Annotated in this window: 21 protein-coding genes; 12 read left to right on the forward strand and 9 right to left on the reverse strand. The window is 30.6% G+C overall.

The window, feature by feature from the left end:
* Positions 1 to 50 precede the first annotated feature (50 nt).
* Complete coding sequence (locus BUC09_RS12420) at positions 51 to 578, reverse strand: hypothetical protein (RefSeq protein WP_143161927.1); 528 nt, start codon at positions 576 to 578, stop codon at positions 51 to 53.
* A gap of 222 nt (positions 579 to 800) precedes the next feature.
* Between BUC09_RS12420 and BUC09_RS12425 the strand changes: the two genes are divergently transcribed.
* From BUC09_RS12425 to BUC09_RS12450, 6 genes are all read left to right on the forward strand, one after another.
* The gene (locus tag BUC09_RS12425; protein ID WP_073311925.1) at positions 801 to 1,295 is read left to right on the forward strand and encodes a GNAT family N-acetyltransferase; all 495 of its coding nucleotides are present in this window, start codon (positions 801 to 803) and stop codon (positions 1,293 to 1,295) included.
* Positions 1,296 to 1,406: 111 nt separating this feature from the next.
* On the forward strand, positions 1,407 to 3,566 hold the full coding sequence (locus tag BUC09_RS12430; RefSeq protein WP_073311926.1) for a choice-of-anchor I family protein: 2,160 nt from the start codon (positions 1,407 to 1,409) through the stop codon (positions 3,564 to 3,566).
* A 98-nt stretch (positions 3,567 to 3,664) separates the two neighbouring features.
* Positions 3,665 to 4,498, forward strand: a complete 834-nt coding sequence (gene prmA, locus BUC09_RS12435; RefSeq protein ID WP_073311927.1) for a 50S ribosomal protein L11 methyltransferase — start codon at positions 3,665 to 3,667, stop codon at positions 4,496 to 4,498.
* A gap of 27 nt (positions 4,499 to 4,525) precedes the next feature.
* Positions 4,526 to 4,801, forward strand: coding sequence for an ATP-dependent Clp protease adaptor ClpS (locus BUC09_RS12440; protein WP_073311928.1), 276 nt, complete (start codon positions 4,526 to 4,528; stop codon positions 4,799 to 4,801).
* 60 nt (positions 4,802 to 4,861) lie between these two features.
* Complete coding sequence (locus BUC09_RS12445; protein ID WP_073311929.1) at positions 4,862 to 6,133, forward strand: sterol desaturase family protein; 1,272 nt, start codon at positions 4,862 to 4,864, stop codon at positions 6,131 to 6,133.
* Between the two features lie 4 nt (positions 6,134 to 6,137).
* Positions 6,138 to 6,797 carry a lysoplasmalogenase gene (locus BUC09_RS12450; protein ID WP_073311930.1) on the forward strand — a complete coding sequence of 220 codons (660 nt, stop codon included), beginning with the start codon at positions 6,138 to 6,140 and terminating at the stop codon, positions 6,795 to 6,797.
* A 45-nt stretch (positions 6,798 to 6,842) separates the two neighbouring features.
* Here BUC09_RS12450 and BUC09_RS12455 read toward each other — a convergent pair whose 3' ends face one another.
* Positions 6,843 to 7,256: a DUF6691 family protein gene (locus tag BUC09_RS12455; RefSeq protein ID WP_073311931.1), complete on the reverse strand. Its 414-nt coding sequence runs from the start codon at positions 7,254 to 7,256 to the stop codon at positions 6,843 to 6,845.
* A 2-nt stretch (positions 7,257 to 7,258) separates the two neighbouring features.
* On the reverse strand, positions 7,259 to 7,819 hold the full coding sequence (locus BUC09_RS12460) for a YeeE/YedE family protein (RefSeq protein ID WP_073311932.1): 561 nt from the start codon (positions 7,817 to 7,819) through the stop codon (positions 7,259 to 7,261).
* A gap of 80 nt (positions 7,820 to 7,899) precedes the next feature.
* Between BUC09_RS12460 and BUC09_RS12465 the strand changes: the two genes are divergently transcribed.
* Positions 7,900 to 8,355 (forward strand): 2-dehydro-3-deoxyphosphooctonate aldolase, encoded by a 456-nt coding sequence (locus BUC09_RS12465; protein ID WP_073312052.1) that lies wholly within the window; start codon positions 7,900 to 7,902, stop codon positions 8,353 to 8,355.
* Positions 8,356 to 8,388: 33 nt separating this feature from the next.
* Here BUC09_RS12465 and BUC09_RS12470 read toward each other — a convergent pair whose 3' ends face one another.
* From BUC09_RS12470 to BUC09_RS12490, 5 genes are all read right to left on the reverse strand, one after another.
* On the reverse strand, positions 8,389 to 8,685 hold the full coding sequence (locus BUC09_RS12470; RefSeq protein ID WP_073311933.1) for a c-type cytochrome: 297 nt from the start codon (positions 8,683 to 8,685) through the stop codon (positions 8,389 to 8,391).
* A 50-nt stretch (positions 8,686 to 8,735) separates the two neighbouring features.
* Entirely contained in the window at positions 8,736 to 9,758 is a 1,023-nt protein-coding gene (locus tag BUC09_RS12475) for an MvdC/MvdD family ATP grasp protein (RefSeq protein WP_073311934.1), read from the reverse strand.
* Positions 9,758 to 10,777, reverse strand: a complete 1,020-nt coding sequence (locus tag BUC09_RS12480; protein WP_073311935.1) for an MvdC/MvdD family ATP grasp protein — start codon at positions 10,775 to 10,777, stop codon at positions 9,758 to 9,760. Before BUC09_RS12480 ends, BUC09_RS12475 begins: the two co-directional genes overlap by 1 nt.
* Positions 10,778 to 10,826: 49 nt before the next feature.
* Positions 10,827 to 11,069, reverse strand: a complete 243-nt coding sequence (locus BUC09_RS12485; RefSeq protein WP_073312053.1) for a microviridin/marinostatin family tricyclic proteinase inhibitor — start codon at positions 11,067 to 11,069, stop codon at positions 10,827 to 10,829.
* 173 nt (positions 11,070 to 11,242) lie between these two features.
* Positions 11,243 to 12,175, reverse strand: coding sequence for a peptidylprolyl isomerase (locus tag BUC09_RS12490; protein WP_073311936.1), 933 nt, complete (start codon positions 12,173 to 12,175; stop codon positions 11,243 to 11,245).
* A 21-nt stretch (positions 12,176 to 12,196) separates the two neighbouring features.
* On the opposite strand from BUC09_RS12490, the gene BUC09_RS12495 reads away from it, so the two are divergent.
* Genes BUC09_RS12495 through BUC09_RS12505 form a run of 3 tightly spaced genes read left to right on the forward strand, consistent with a single transcriptional unit; the run spans position 12,197 to position 13,926 of the window.
* Positions 12,197 to 12,682 (forward strand): GNAT family N-acetyltransferase, encoded by a 486-nt coding sequence (locus BUC09_RS12495; RefSeq protein WP_084127247.1) that lies wholly within the window; start codon positions 12,197 to 12,199, stop codon positions 12,680 to 12,682.
* Complete coding sequence (locus BUC09_RS12500) at positions 12,682 to 13,479, forward strand: class I SAM-dependent methyltransferase (protein WP_073311938.1); 798 nt, start codon at positions 12,682 to 12,684, stop codon at positions 13,477 to 13,479. Before BUC09_RS12495 ends, BUC09_RS12500 begins: the two co-directional genes overlap by 1 nt.
* Before the next feature lie 3 nt (positions 13,480 to 13,482).
* Positions 13,483 to 13,926, forward strand: coding sequence for a DUF1569 domain-containing protein (locus tag BUC09_RS12505; RefSeq protein ID WP_073311939.1), 444 nt, complete (start codon positions 13,483 to 13,485; stop codon positions 13,924 to 13,926).
* A gap of 2 nt (positions 13,927 to 13,928) precedes the next feature.
* Here BUC09_RS12505 and BUC09_RS12510 read toward each other — a convergent pair whose 3' ends face one another.
* The gene (locus BUC09_RS12510) at positions 13,929 to 15,074 is read right to left on the reverse strand and encodes a sterol desaturase family protein (protein ID WP_073311940.1); all 1,146 of its coding nucleotides are present in this window, start codon (positions 15,072 to 15,074) and stop codon (positions 13,929 to 13,931) included.
* 110 nt (positions 15,075 to 15,184) lie between these two features.
* Between BUC09_RS12510 and trmD the strand changes: the two genes are divergently transcribed.
* Together trmD and rplS are read left to right on the forward strand one after the other, a co-directional pair.
* Positions 15,185 to 15,862: a tRNA (guanosine(37)-N1)-methyltransferase TrmD gene (gene trmD, locus BUC09_RS12515; protein WP_073311941.1), complete on the forward strand. Its 678-nt coding sequence runs from the start codon at positions 15,185 to 15,187 to the stop codon at positions 15,860 to 15,862.
* Between the two features lie 196 nt (positions 15,863 to 16,058).
* Positions 16,059 to 16,409, forward strand: coding sequence for a 50S ribosomal protein L19 (gene rplS / locus BUC09_RS12520; protein ID WP_073312054.1), 351 nt, complete (start codon positions 16,059 to 16,061; stop codon positions 16,407 to 16,409).
* Positions 16,410 to 16,491 lie beyond the last annotated feature (82 nt).

A 16,491-nucleotide genomic window follows, 5' to 3' on the forward strand; every position in this document is an offset into this window, starting at 1 on the left:
CTTTAAATAATAGGTTCACAAATATACAAAGTAATCTATTAAACAAATTGTTAATTGTTGTGATAAGGAATGCGTTCATACTCCTTTATTACTAAAAACTTATAAAAAGTAAAATGAGAAACACCATAAGAAAGTATTACGATTTGATAAATAGCTTCATTCTTAACATAAAACTTATTTACAAAAAAAGCAGCAATTTGAATTACAAAAAGAATAGCACTAATAAGCAACCAATATCCTTTTTTGTCAGAATTATTGATATAATAAATTACTGCTATACCAACAATAAAAGAAGTCAGAAGTGTATTTAGTATCCAAATAATGTATGTGTCTCCTAAACTCAAAACAACAAAATCAATAACATAAAGAAATAACACAAAAAAGGGAATCATAGCAACTGCAACAGCTATCTTAATTTTTTTTGTTACTAAATCTACTACAAGAAAACAAAGGCAAACTTTAAAACACAAAGAACTAATACTTGCCCATGTAAAAAATGCAGGATTGCTTGTCGCAAATAAAATGGAAGCTAATTGATATAGAATTAATGCTAAAAAATATAACGTTTGTTTTTTCATTGAAGTTGTATAATACAAAACAACCAATATGGGAATTCTTATAAACCAAAATATTTTTTCGAAATAATCAAATGAAAAGATTGAAGAAAAACTGTATAATAACAGATTTCCAAAGTATATAATTATTAGTACTTTTGAAATATTATGTAATTTCAAACCCATTTAGTGCAGTTAACACCTTAAATTTACTAAAATTAATCTACACTTCCAATTTTTATAATTATGTCAATTACAATCAGAAAAGCATCCATAGCAGACATGTCTTCAGTTTTAGAAATTGTAAACTATGAAATATTAAACACAACAGCTATTTGGGATTATGACATTAGAACTTTATCTGAACAAGAAACTATTTTCAATGAAAAAGTTCAAAAAGATTTTCCATTCTTAGTGGCCGAAATGGAAAATAAAATTGTTGGCTTTGGAACGTATGGGACTTTTAGATACAAAATTGGCTATCGTTTTACTGTAGAACATTCAGTTTATATACACAAAGATTTTCATGGTAAAGGCATTGGTAAATTACTTTTACAAGAGTTAATTGAAATTGCAAGAAATCAAAAACTTCATACAATGATTGGCGTAATAGATTCTGAAAATATTGGAAGCATTGCTTTTCATAAAAAACTAGGTTTTCAAGAAGTGGGAAATATTAAAGAAACTGGATTTAAATTTAATAGATGGCTAGATTCTGTTTTTGTACAAATTTTACTATAAGTAAACATGGTAACTTAAACATAAACTTTGGTTAATTTTTTAATATTCACAACTTAAACCTAACTTAATATACAACACTGACTTTTGTTTGAAATTAACAAACCAAACAATATGTCTAAAATTTACTTTTTTCTAATCAAATCAATAACTTTTGTTATACTAACATTAGCAATAAGTGTTCAAGCCCAAACTCAAATCGCTTTTGCTTCAACTTTCATTGTAACCAATGAAAACCAAGGGAATTTGAATGTAACTTTAAACCTTACCAATCCTTCTACTTCATCTGTTCAACTGGTTGTAAAAGGAGCTCCTTTTAGTACTGCTAATTCAAGTGACTTTACATTAAGCACCCAAACATTAAACTTTTCTGCAGCAAGTAGTACTACACAAACAATCACCATCCCAATAATTGATGATGCCATTGTTGAGCAACATGCTGAATATTTTGTTTTAACGTTAGAAAATCCAACTGGATTAACCGTAGGAACAAACGGATATACTACAATTTATATTAAAGACAATGAAACCACAGCTCCCATTGCAAACAACAATATAACGCTAGATTACGTTGGAAGTTTTGACCCATCTGGTTCGAGTTCAAGCACATGCGAAATTGTTGCTCACGATCCCATTTCTCAACGTTTATTTACTATTAGTTCTGTTACAAAAAAACTTGACATTATAAACTTTTCTAATCCAACAAATTTAAGTTTAGTTAATTCGATAGATATGACTCCTTATGGTGGAATCACTAGTGTTGCTGTAAAAAATGGAATTGTAGCTATTGCTTCACCTAATGCAAACGAACAATTAAATGGTTCAGTTGTATTTTTTGACACTAATGGAATATTTTTAAAACAAGTTACAGTAGGAGCTCTGCCAGACATGATTACTTTTACACCTGATGGAAATAAAGTCATGACTGCAAACGAAGGTCAGCCAAGTAACGACTATACTGTTGACCCAGAAGGAACAATTTCTATTATAGACATAACAGGAGGAATTCCATCATTGTCTCAAGCTAATGTAACAACACTAGACTTTACAGCTTATAATTCAACAGAAAGTACACTTATTGCTTCTGGAATACGTAAAGTAAAGTCTTCAAGTACATTATCTCAAGATTTCGAGCCTGAATACATAACTATTAGCTCTGATTCTCAAAAAGCATGGGTAAGCATTCAAGAAAACAATGCTATTGCCGAAATTAACTTGAATACAAACACCATTACAGATATATGGCCATTAGGAACAAAGGATGTTAGTATTCCAGGAAACGGAATGGATATTTCAGATAATAACAATCAAACTTTAATAGCCAACTGGCCAATAAAAGCTTACTATACTCCAGATGGAGTTGCAAACTATATTGTTGATGGAACTAATTATTTAGTTACTGCAAATGAAGGTGATGAAAAAGAATATACAGCTTTTACTGAAAGAACAACTATAAGCGCTGTTGCTCTTGATGCAACTAGTTTTCCTAATTCGACTATGCTTAAAGCAAACAATAATGCAGGTAGAATGAGAATTACAAATGCTAATGGAAACACAGATGCAGATGCTGCTTATGAAGAATTATACTGTTTGGGTACTCGTTCTTTTTCAATATTTAATACTCAAACAAAAACATTAGTCTATGATAGTGGTGATGATTTTGAAAGATATACTGCTTTGAACACTTCAATTTCTAATTTATTTAATGCTGATCATAGCGACAATGTAAAAAAAGGAAGAAGTAGAGCAAAAGGTCCTGAACCAGAAGGAATTACTTTAGCAGAACTTAACGGAAATACTTTTGCATTCATAACACTTGAAAGAGTTGGTGGTGTTATGGTTTATGATATTACTAACCCCAATGATGTCAAATTTGTTGATTATAAAAACAGTAGAAATGTATCTGCGTATGGTGGTGATAATGGTCCTGAAGGTGTTATTTTTATAAAAGCTGAAAACACAACAACTGGTAAAAACTATGTCGCTGTTGCTAATGAAATTAGCGGAACTATATCTTTATTTGAAGTAAACACTACAAATCTTTCAAACAATACATTTAATATAGAACCTAAGACCTTTGTGATTTTCCCAAACCCAAGTCAAAAAGGAATAGTATATTTTAATAGGATTGCCGATTATAAAATGTACGATTTTACAGGAAAACTAATTAAATCAGATAAAAATGCATTAACAATAAACACTTCTCAACTTAATTCAGGAATATATTTGGTTGAAACATCTGAAGGAGTTATAAAAAAAGTAATTATTGATTAATTCGTTGTGTGTTTTTTATTTAAAACCAGAGCAAATGTTCTGGCTTTTGCGTTTAATTAAATCTGAAGTAATCACTACATTTGCAAAAAAATAAATCAATGCAAAACTTATATATAGGCTACCATTTTCAAGTAGAACCAAAAGATTTAGGATCAGAAATTTTAATTGCTGAATTAGGAGAACTTCCCTTTGATAGTTTTATTGAAACTGAAAATGGATTTTCGGCTTATATTCCAAAGGAAAATTGGAACGAAAATATTCTGGAAGATATTTACATCCTAAACAATCCTGAATTTAAAATCAGTTATACAATCGAGGAAATTGAGCAAAAAAATTGGAATGCTGAATGGGAAAAAAACTTTGACCCCATTGATGTAGATGGTCTATGCCATGTTCGTGCTCCTTTTCACCCTAAAACAGATGCCCAATACGATATTGTAATTGAGCCAAAAATGAGTTTTGGAACTGGACATCATGAAACAACTCACATGATGATACAACATTTATTAGAAATGGAAGTAGCAGGTTTAAAAACACTCGATATGGGATGCGGAACAGCAATTTTAGCAATTTTAGCAGAAATGAAAGGTGCTCAACCTATTGACGCTATAGACATTGATAACTGGTGTTATTTAAATTCTATCGAAAACGCAGAACGTAATAATTGCAAACACATTTCTGTTTACGAAGGAGATGCTTCTCTTTTAAAAGGCAAGAAATATGATTTAATTATTGCCAACATTAACAGAAACATACTGTTAAACGATATGCAAACTTATGTAGATTGTTTAAACCCTAATGGTGTAATTTTATTTAGTGGATTTTACGAACAAGATATCCCTCACATAGATGCTTCTTGTACAGAAAAAGGGTTAACTTTTGTTAAAAAAATAAACCGAAACAACTGGGTATCATTAAAATATGTAAATTAGTAATACTGTAAATACAACCAAATTCAAATGGGAACGATTGAAAAAACACAAGAAGAATTAGAAGTATTAGAGTTAGTTGCTACTAACCACGAGATTATTTTATACAACGACGATGTAAACACCTTTGATCATGTAATAGATACCTTAATTAAGGTATGCAACCATGAAGAACTTCAAGCAGAACAATGCGCTCTATTAGTACATTACACAGGTAAATGTGGTGTTAAAACTGGATCATTTGATGAATTAAAACCACAATGCACAGCTCTTCTTGATGCTGGTTTAAGTGCCGAAATTATTTAACAAATAATTTGTTAAAAGTTAAATTCTCCATATCTTTCACTTTTAAATTGTAAAGTAAATATGGAAGTCTACGGAAAAATACTCATCATTGCAATGCCATGTTTTTTGGCCCTCATTATTATTGAAAAACTTTATGGCTATTTCAAAGGAGTTGATCATGCTCCACTAATGGATAGTGTTTCGAGTATAAGTTCCGGAGTTACTAATGCTACTAAAGATGTTTTAGGTTTAAGCATTACCATTTTAACATATGAGTGGATGGTTTCAAAAATGGCTTTATTCACTATTCAAGAATCAGCTTTAGCATATATTGTAGCATTTATAGCCATAGATTTTCAAGGGTATTGGACGCACAGATGGGCACATCAAATAAACATTTTTTGGAATAAGCACGCAATTCACCACAGTAGTGAAGAGTTTAACTTATCATGTGCTTTACGCCAATCGGTTTCTCAATTTTTCAATTTATTTACTTTCCTTTTATTACCAGCAGCCTTATTAGGAGTTCCTGCTAAAGTAATTGCTATTACACTTCCTATTCAATTTTTTGTTCAGTTTTGGTACCATACCAGATACATCAACAAAATGGGGTTTTTAGAAAAAATCATTGTAACTCCTTCACATCATAGAGTACACCATGCGATTAACCCTGAATATATGGACAAAAACCATTCACAGGTTTTTATAATTTGGGATAAGCTATTTGGTACTTTTCAAGAAGAATTATCTGAAGTTCCAGCTGTATTTGGAATTACTCGACCAGCAGAAACATGGAATCCTTTTAAAATCAACTTTCAACATTTATGGGTTTTAATTAGAGATGCTTGGCGTGCAGAAAAATTTTCGGATAAATTAAGAATATGGTTTATGCCTACTGGGTGGCGTCCTGAAGGATTTGATGAAAAATATCCAATTCATAAAATTGACAATGTTTACAACTTTCAAAAATTTGGAACTAATAATAGTAAAACATTGATTGGTTGGTCAATTGCTCAATTACTTCTTACTTTATTACTTATTAGTTACTTTTTCGACAATATTGCTATAATTGGAATTCCAGGCATCTTTATTTATGGTTTATTCGTCTTTGTAACGGTTTACAGCTATTCTGAATTGATGGATAAAAATAAATACGCTTTTGTCTATGAAGGAATTCGTTATGCTTTTGCAATTGCGATAGTTTATTTAACAGGAAGCTGGTTTAAAATTGACGATCTAATTCCGTATGGAACAATTATTGTCATGAGTTATTTGACTTTATGCCTTTTAATAAGCATCTATTTTGTAACTGTAGAATTTAAAGAAACCCAGAACCAACCTGCCTTAAGCTAATTTTATGAGTAATTTTTTAAAGATTTTTACTGGAATAAGTGTGTTTTATCTTATTCTATTATTTATTGGCCAAGATGAAATTGCTTGGTATTTGAAGCCTGTTTTACTTCCTTTTTTAATTTTAGAAACCTATTCATCTGAAAATTTTAAAACCAAAAACCTATTGCTTTCGGCTTTGGTTTTTTCATGGATTGGAGATATAATTTTAATGTTTACGGATAAAGGCGAATTGTATTTTATTTTTGGTTTGGTTTCATTCCTGGTTGCACATATTATATTCATATTATTATTTACAAAACAAGAAAAAGAAAATACCTCAACAAACAAATTGTTTTGGATAGGATTAGTAATTGTTGGAATCTATCTTTTTGGGATGTTATCACTTCTCTACCCTAGTTTGGGAGATTTAAAAATTCCGGTTACTGTTTATGCAATTACAATCTCAACTATGCTTTTAATGGCTATAAAAGGATATTTTAATTGGAAAAAACCTAATAATCTTACAGTTCTATTGGGTGCTTTAATTTTTGTTTCTTCTGATAGTATTTTAGCAATAAATAAATTTCATTCAGAACTACCAAAATCAGGCTTTTTAATTATGATAACTTATATTGTTGCACAATTTTTAATCACTAAAGGAATTTTGAGTTTAAATAAAAAATAAAAAAAGGCTTGTCAATGACAAGCCTTTTTTTAATCTATAAAATTATTAATGAGGTAATTTATCTTTTAAAACTCCATATAAAAAAGTTCCTAATAAAGCTCCAATTAAAATAACTCCAACACTCATAAATCCTGCTCCAATAAGGATAAATATGGGACCTGGACAAGAGCCTACAAGAGCCCATCCTAAACCAAAAAGAGTACCTCCAAGCCAATATCTAATTGATCCTTTTTCTTTATCTAAGATTTCGATTGGCAAACCATCAACATCTTTAAGATTTTTTCTTTTTATAATTTGAATTCCAATAACTCCTGTAAAAATCGCCACTCCAATTATCCCAAACATATGAAATGATTGAAACTGAAACATTTCATAAATTCTGTACCATGAAACCGCCTCGCATTTTGTTAGAACAATTCCAAAGAAAAAACCAACAAGTAAAAATTTGATTAACTTCATGATTAATTAAAAATTAAAGGTAAAACAAAATGAGAAACTATCAATCCGCCAATAAAAAAACCAATTACTGCCTTTAATGATGGTAATTGCAAATTACTTAATCCAGAAATTGCATGTCCAGACGTACATCCACCTGCGTAGCGAGAACCGAAACCTATTAATAAACCTCCAATTAATAAAATCGCAATCATTTTAGGTGAACTAAAAATTTCCATTCCAAATAAGGCATCAGGAGCTAATTTTCCATGTGGCGCATCGATACCCATTGCTGCTAATTGACTTATTGTAGTTGTATTAATTGATACATTTGATGGATCAGATAAAAAATGAGTAGCAACATAGCCACCTAACATAGCACCTACAACAACTACTAAGTTCCAGCGCTGAGATTTCCAATCCCAATTAAAAAAAGAAACAAATTTTCCAGCACCTGCCATAGAACATAAGCTTCTTAGATTAGAAGACATTCCGAAAGCTTTTCCGAAATATGTTAATGCTAACATTACCATACCAATCAAAAAACCGGATATAGACCAATGCCATGTTTGAGTAATAAAATCCATGCTAATATTTTTTACAAAAGTAAAAGAATGTTGCTATATTTGTTATGAGTCTATCAAATTCTATTAAAGAAAAGCAATTAATGAAATTTCGAATTCTAATTTTACTACTTATTTCTATCTCTTTTACATCGTGTATAAGTACTAGATCAACCATTAAAAATATAGATGACTCTATTCCTGGGCCAGCTTTAAACGAAACCTTTAATAGTTTTATAATTACCAAAAAAGCAACAAGTAAAAAGTATGCTTATAATGAAGATTATCCTGTTAATGTAGGTTTTACTACACTAGAAGACGCAAATAACAATCAAATTAGATTTTTAAATGCATTGGCAGGACCTAATGGTGAAAAAATTACTTTTGTAAAAAAGGATCCATGTTGTCCTTTTCCAACCAAAAGATCTGATATGGGAGCAGGAATGATCGATACTTTTGAAATTACTTGGGAAGGCCAAAAACAACCAGTGCTTCTCTATATAAATAAATTTGAAAAAGGAGAGTTAATGATTCCGATAGGATTTACAGCAAGAAAATAAAAAAAGCCCTTAATGGGCTTTTTTTATTTTATGTTATAAGTTAGCAACAAGATAATTGTAAATTGATGCTTTCTGTTCATCAGTAATTTTAGCTTTCTTAGCCATTCTGTCTAATGTAGGAACCCAGTCTTCTTTTGTATGTTTTGTTGGCTCAAATAATTTGTGACACTTACCACAATTATTTTCATACAATGACTTTCCTTCAGCTAATTCAGGAGTTAATTCTATTTTTTTAACTTCAGATGTTTGTGCAGTAGTTGCTACTTTTGGAGAACATGCATAAACAAATGCTCCTACAACAGCAATTACTAATAAAACTTTACTTTTCATATCTTTTTGTTTGGATTGAGGAGTAAATATAACAAACTTTTTTATTCATTTTAAACCCTTGAAAAATTCTCTTCAAGAACTGGAGTATATCTCCTATAAACATTCCCTAGAAGAACTTTCGAAATTTGCTCAGAAATTGCTCCGTCAATTAGCCTATCTAACCAAAAGAACTCACCTGCCGAGTTAATTTCAAGGAAGTAATATTCATCATCTGGAGTAACAATAATATCAATAGCTCCATAATTAACCTGATAAATATCCATCATTTGAAGCAACTTTTCTTTAATTTCTAATGGCAATTCATAAGGAACCCAATCTGCAATCATTGCATTCCCTTCTTTCCTCCAATCTACTTTTGCATTTTCAGATTTCTGTGAATCAATTGCAAAAGTAAATACCTCATCACCTACTATAGTTACTCGAAGTTCAAGTTTCTTTTCTAACTTTTCCTGAAACTGCATTGGGCAAAATTGTAAAGAATCAATACTGTCAAGATCTTCTTCTTTTACAACATTTGTAAATACAACATTCTCAATTCCATCTTTTACAATTGCAAAAGAACTTTGCATTTTAGAAATTACTCCATTAGGTCTTTCCTGTACAAATCTTTTAGCCTCTTGTGGATTGTTTGTAATGCAAGTCTCAGGAACTTTCAAGCCTAAGTGAGTTGCAATTTTCATTTGTTCCTCTTTACTATCTAATCGTCTATACTGACTGAATTTACTTATCTGAAAGCAATTTAAACTTTCTAGCATTCCAAATAATGTAGTTCTAATTTCTCCATAGGCACTACTCACAAATTCTTTATCTAAAACATTTGATAGTCCAGCACCTAAATTATGACTACGTCTATACCAAACTGCTTCAACATCATTAATAGACACTCTAACTCCTTGATAGTCTAAATACACTTTCCACTCGTTATTTTCATAACATGAACTTATACTATATTTTAAAGGATATTCATCAACATTAAAACGTATAGGTAAACCATTTAACTCTTTAATTTTTTTTGAAACTACTTCAATACATTCATTATCTTGAGTATGGGTAATAATTAATACTTTTTTCATTATGCAGTAATACTATGTTTTTTATTGTTTATTTCAAGTTCATTTTTTGCAATTCTATTTGCCATTTTTATAGCTATTGCTTCCCCAATGGGCAAACCTAAATCTCTTTGAAGCATTCCCCATTCCCCTTGAGGGTTAACTTCTAAAAATATATATTCTCCATTTTTTTGACGAATCATATCAATTGCACCAAAAAAAAGATTCATTGTATTCATCATTTTTTTTATTGAATTCCCTATCTCTAAGGGCAATTCATATTTTTCCCATGTAGGACGAGTATCATTAGCAGCTCTCCAATCTGTTGACCCTGCTATTGAATTTTGTGCGTTTATTTTTCCTGTGAAAAAATCACCATCTACATAAATAATTCTTAATTCATATTCCTTTTCGATTTTCTCTTGAAAAATCATTGGACAATAAATTAAAGAATCTAAATTTTCTAAATCCTCTTCATGAATAAGCGTTGTTGGAAAAAAAGGTGTATTTCCAAACATACTCCTTGATAAAGCCCCATGAAGTTTTGCAATCATTTGTTTATTACATTCTGAGTAAAAAAAATCTCTAACTGCTTCTGAATTATTCGTAAATAAACTCTTTGGCACAAGCAAACCAGCTTCTGAAGCCAACTTTAATTGCTCTAATTTATTATCAGCAATTTCATGATCTATTTGAATGGGATTTATCCAAGGCACATTTTTTAAAGATTCAAAAAAAATGCTTCTCATTGTGTTGTATTCCTGATAATAAATTTTTTTATAGTTATCATCAAGATTTTCAGGAATTGAAACATTCCAAAGTTTTCTATACCAAACTGCTTTTATTTTATCAGAAGTTATTTCAAAATCTGAACCTTTCAATTTTAGTATTTGTTGTCCTGAAAAGTTATTATACTCAAAACTGATTTTATATGAAAAATCATCAGAGTTAAAACGCAATACTTCTACCCCCAATTCTTTTAGTTTATTAATAACTATATCTATCGTATAAAAGTCATTGCTGTGAGTAATACATAAAATCATAAGTAAAAAATAGTTGAGCAGTACTAAAGCACTGCTCAACATTTATAAATTAAATTTCAGAGTAATCCTCATCACTATCAGAAGGATACTTCATAGTTTGTGCAGTATCATAAATTGGTTTAGTTGGATTCCCTGGTCCATCTTCGCTATCAGAAGGATATTTCATAGTTTGAACATTGTCAGTTAAAACACTTGTTGCCCCACCTTGAACCGCATTTTGCTCGTCTTTTGAAATTTGATTTTCTAAGAAATTAGCAAAAAATGGCTTTTTTGAATTTTCATTTTTTTTCATGATTCTCATTTTAAATTTTAAAGTTTGTTGTCTTTTTTATTTGCAAATATTTGACTTGCTAAAAATAGAAAAAAAATATTTTGTAGGTTATTTATTACGCAAAAATTAACATTAAATGCAAAAAAAGCCGCCTAACTGGCAGCTTTGTCAAAACTTATATAGAAAATAATAGATTATTTTACATCCATTAATTCAACATCAAAAACTAAAGTTGCATTTGGAGGGATAACTCCACCTGCTCCTCTATCTCCATAACCTAAATAAGCTGGAATTACAAAACGTGCTTTATCACCTACTTGAAGTAAAGCAATACCTTCATCCCAACCTTCAATTACATGACCTTTTCCTAAAGGAAATTCAATTGGCTTTTTACGAGCATATGAACTATCAAATGTTTTTCCATTTTCTAACGAACCTTGATAATGCACCGATACAGTTTTACCAGCTTCAGCTTGTTTACCATTACCTTTTTGAATAATCTTATATCTCAAGCCGCTTTCTGTTTTTTCAAAACCAGCCGCTAATTTTTCCATAGCTTCTTCTGCTTGGCGTTTTGCCTCTTCTATTCTTTTCAAACGAGAACCTTCAAAAGTACGGAAAGCCTCAATAGCATTCCAATTTTCGGCATCAGCCCCAACTCTTATAATTTCAACACTTTCTAAAGCATCGCCCTGCGCAACAGCATCAACCACATCTTGTCCTTCAACAACATGTCCAAAAACAGAATGTTTACCATCTAACCATGGCGTAGCAACGTGTGTAATAAAAAATTGAGAACCATTTGTCCCAGGACCAGCATTAGCCATAGATAAAATCCCAGGCTTATCATGTCTTAATGATGGATGAAACTCATCATCAAATTTATAACCTGCATCGCCAGTTCCAGTTCCAAGAGGACATCCTCCTTGAATCATAAAATCCGGAATAACACGGTGAAATTTTAAACCATCGTAATATTTTTGTCCTTGTGGTTTTACTGAATTTTCTAAATTCCCTTCAGCTAAACCTACAAAGTTTCCTACCGTACCGGGTGTTAAATCGTGAGTTAATTTTACTAAAATCGACCCTTTTGAAGTATTAAATTTTGCGTAAATACCGTCTTGCATCGTAATTATAATTAAATTTGAATGACAAAATTACGATTTTATATTCAAATGGAAATTAAAATAATTGGTTACAATTCACAATATAAAAATGACTTTATAAGATTAAATAAAGCTTGGCTCGAAGAATACTTTTATGTGGAACCACATGATTTAGAAACGTTCAATAACATCGAAAATGACATTATTGAAAAAGAAGGGGAAATATTCTTTTGCCTTATAGATAATGAAATAGCCGGAACAGTTGCTATGATAAAAACTAATGAAGAAACTTATGAACTAGCTAAAATGGCTGTAGACAAAAAGTTTCAAGGAATGAAGTTGAGTAATTTATTAATGGAAGCTTGTATTGAATTTGCCCAACAGAATAATGCAAAAAAAATATTTTTGGTTTCCAACAGAAAATTAAAACCTGCTTTAAACTTATATTCTAAATTTAACTTTATTGAAGTCCCAATGGACGAAACAGATTACGAAAGAGCAGACATACAAATGGAATACACATTATAATGAATGATTTAAATTACCTAGAGATAAATAAGAAAACATGGAACGAAAAGACAGACTTTCATGTAGATTCGGAATTTTACCGAAATGATGAGTTTTTAAAAGGGAGAACTTCTCTAAATGACATCGAACTAAATCTCCTTGGAGATATAAAAGGAAAATCTATTTTACACCTACAATGTCATTTTGGACAAGACACACTTTCTTTTACTAGAATGGGCGCTCATGCCACTGGTGTTGATTTATCAGACAAAGCAATCGTAAAAGCAAAAGAATTCAACAAGCAGTTAAATTTAGATGCAAAATTTATTTGTTGCGATATTTATAATTTACCAAATCATTTAGATGAACAATTTGACATTATATTTACAAGTTACGGAACAATAGGCTGGCTTCCAGATTTAGATAAATGGGCAAATGTTATTTCTCGTTTTCTAAAACCTCAAGGAAAATTCATTTTAGCTGATTTTCATCCCATTGTTTGGATGTTTGACAATGATTTTAAAGAAGTCTTTTACAGCTATTTTAATGTTGAACCTATTATTGAAGAAGAAACAGGAACTTATGCCAATAAAGATGCTTCTTTAGAAACCAAGACCATAACTTGGAATCATCCAACAAGTGAAGTTTTAAATGCTCTTATTCAATCGGGATTAGAAATCAATTCATTTAATGAATATGATTATTCGCCTTACAATTGTTTTAATCAAACAGAAGAGTTTGAACCTAGAAGATATCGAATCAAACATTTACAAAATAAAATCCCAATGGTATTTTCATTAACCGCAACCAAAATATAAATTATGCCGAGTATCTTTAATCTAAATGATAACCAAGAATTAATTAATCGAATTGAAAAATTAACTCCAACCACAGCTGCTCAATGGGGTAAAATGTCTGTCGACCAAATGCTAAAACACACCATTGCTCCTATAGATGTAGTTTTTGGAGATTTAGTACTAAAAATGCCTTTTTATTTGGGTTGGCTTGGACGTTTATTCAAAAAATCTGTTTTAAACAATGAATTCAAAAAAGGTAGTCCAACTGCTAAAGAATTTATTTTTACTGGAAGTTATGATTTTGAAAAATCAAAGCAAGAGTTAATTGAAAAAACAAGAAAATTTCAAGACGGCACAAAAGTTATAAAATTAGAAAAACATCCATTTTGGGGAAAAATGACTACTCAGGAGTGGGACACCTTAATGTGGAAACACCTTGATCATCATTTAAAACAGTTTGGAGTATAATTCTATCTCTTAGACTTATCATAATCTTCCATATTTAAATCTTTATCGAAAGGACTTTTTGTAAAGGGATAAACCGCTTGTTTTACATACCCTTTAGGAAAATCTATTTCGAGTAAACCTGTGTCTTCTGGCCAAACATTATTTGGTAAATAGTAAGTTCCAAATAATTTATCGATAAACGGAAAGATAGTAGCAAAATTTTTTCCATAATATTCAGAATCCTTACAGTGATGCCAATGATGATATTGAGGTGTAGCAAAAATATACTTTAAAACACCAAAATTGATTCGCGTATTTGAATGAATAAGAACTGCATGAATAGCCATAAAAATCACATAAATATTAAAGGTAATTGTTGAAAAGCCTAAAATATAAAGTGGAACAAAAGCCATAGACCTAGTCACGAAAATATCAACAAAATGTGTTCTTGATCCTGCTAGCCAATCCATATTTTCTGTTGAATGATGTATGGAATGGAATCGCCATAAAAAAGTATGTCTATGAAAAATACGATGTGTCCAATATTGAAATAAATCGGAAATAAAAAAGGCAAAAAACAATTGTATTAAAATAGGTTGATTCTGAACAAAATTTTGAATTCCATCTAATCCCATCCATCCGAAAAATAATTTTGCTGGTTGCTGGGTAATTACACCAAAGAATTGCACTAATAAATGACTAACAATAAAATACATTAAATCTGTTCTCCACTCTTCGTGAAAAGTAGGTTGATTTTTACGTTTCGGAAAAACAATCTCTATTGGAACAAATATGATTGCCATTAAAAACAAATCTAAAATTAGCCAATCCAAGCCTAAATGAACTTTAGTCATATTAACACTTCTAGGATTAACATCAAAACCTCCTAAAACAATTGCTAAAACACAAAATACCATTCCGTATAAAGCCCATTTCTTTTGGTTACTTCTAATAAGACTTATTACACCAAAAAAAAGAGAAGCTATAATTACTGCTGTTAATAGTATCTTCATCGATTCACCAGTATAAACATTTCTAAATTCAGGCGTTGTAAGCCATTCTGGGTATTTAAAACAAAAAACTCCTAAAAAAGAGAGAACACCAAAAAAAATAGAAGTATATCCACTAATAACTCCTTCTCCAAACTTTACATTTTCTTTGATATCCATAGGTAAGTGCAACGGTTTTAACTGTAATTTGTCCAAAATTAGTTTTTTATATTATCTAAACAATTTTATCCAATTAAACTTTTAAACTATTTTTGCTCAAATTTTGAATCATGCGCATCGATATTATTACCGTTTTACCAGAATTAATGCGTAGTCCTTTTGAAGGCTCAATCATGAAAAGAGCAATTGAAAAAGGACTAGTTGAAGTTCATTTTCACAACCTAAGAGACTATGCATACGATAAACGACGTAGTATTGATGATTATCAGTTTGGAGGTGGTGCAGGAATGGTTATGATGATTCAGCCAATAGATGAATGTATAACGAAGTTGAAATCTGAAAGAGATTACGATGAAATCATATACATGACACCTGATGGAGAAACATTAAATCAACCTATGGCTAATAAAATGTCTTTGTATGAAAACATTATCATTTTGTGTGGACATTATAAAGGAGTGGATCAACGTGTTAGAGATTTACATATTACTAAAGAAATTTCGATAGGAGATTATGTTTTGTCAGGAGGAGAAATTGGCGCTATAGTATTTTGCGATGCCTTAATTCGTCTAATACCAGGAGTTCTAAGTGATGAAACATCTGCCCTAACTGATAGCTTTCAAGACAATTTACTTTCCCCTCCTATCTACACTCGTCCAGCTGAATATAAAGGAATGAAAGTTCCTGATGTATTACTAAGTGGTCATTTTGCCAATATTGAAAAATGGCGTGAAGAAAAAGCTTATGAACACACAAAAAATAGACGACCTGACCTTCTAGAAGAATAAATAAAAATTGAATCATAAGTTTATTCTCATATAACTCAATGATATCCTTTAATTTAGCTTTTGAAAAAAATATTAAAAAAACTCAAAACTAATAACTCACAATTCATAATTATTTATTAATTTTGCATCCACATTTGACCAACCTCTGGCGAAAACCGTGAATGTTGCTCAGAATTTAACTTTAATAAGCAAAGAAATGGCAAGTTTATTAGATTTCGTTAATAACGAATTAACTGCAAAAAAAGATTTCCCTGTATTTGGTGCTGGAGATACTATCACAGTATACTACGAAATTAAAGAGGGTGAAAAAACAAGAACTCAGTTCTTCAAAGGAGTAGTTATCCAAAGAAGAGGTACTGGTGCAACTGAAACTTTTACAATCCGTAAAATGTCAGGAGCTGTAGGTGTAGAGCGTATCTTCCCTATCAACATGCCAGCATTACAAAAAATTGAATTGAACCAAAGAGGTAAAGTACGTAGAGCTCGTATCTTCTACTTTAGAGATCTTACTGGTAAAAAAGCAAAAATCAAAGAAAGAAGAAGATAATCTTTTTTCTAAAATGCATAAAAAAAGCCTCGATATCCTCGAGGCTTTTTTATTTCATAAAAATTCAACCACAAAATTGACA

Source organism: Flavobacterium terrae (assembly GCF_900142035.1).
GTDB classification, from domain to species: domain Bacteria; phylum Bacteroidota; class Bacteroidia; order Flavobacteriales; family Flavobacteriaceae; genus Flavobacterium; species Flavobacterium terrae.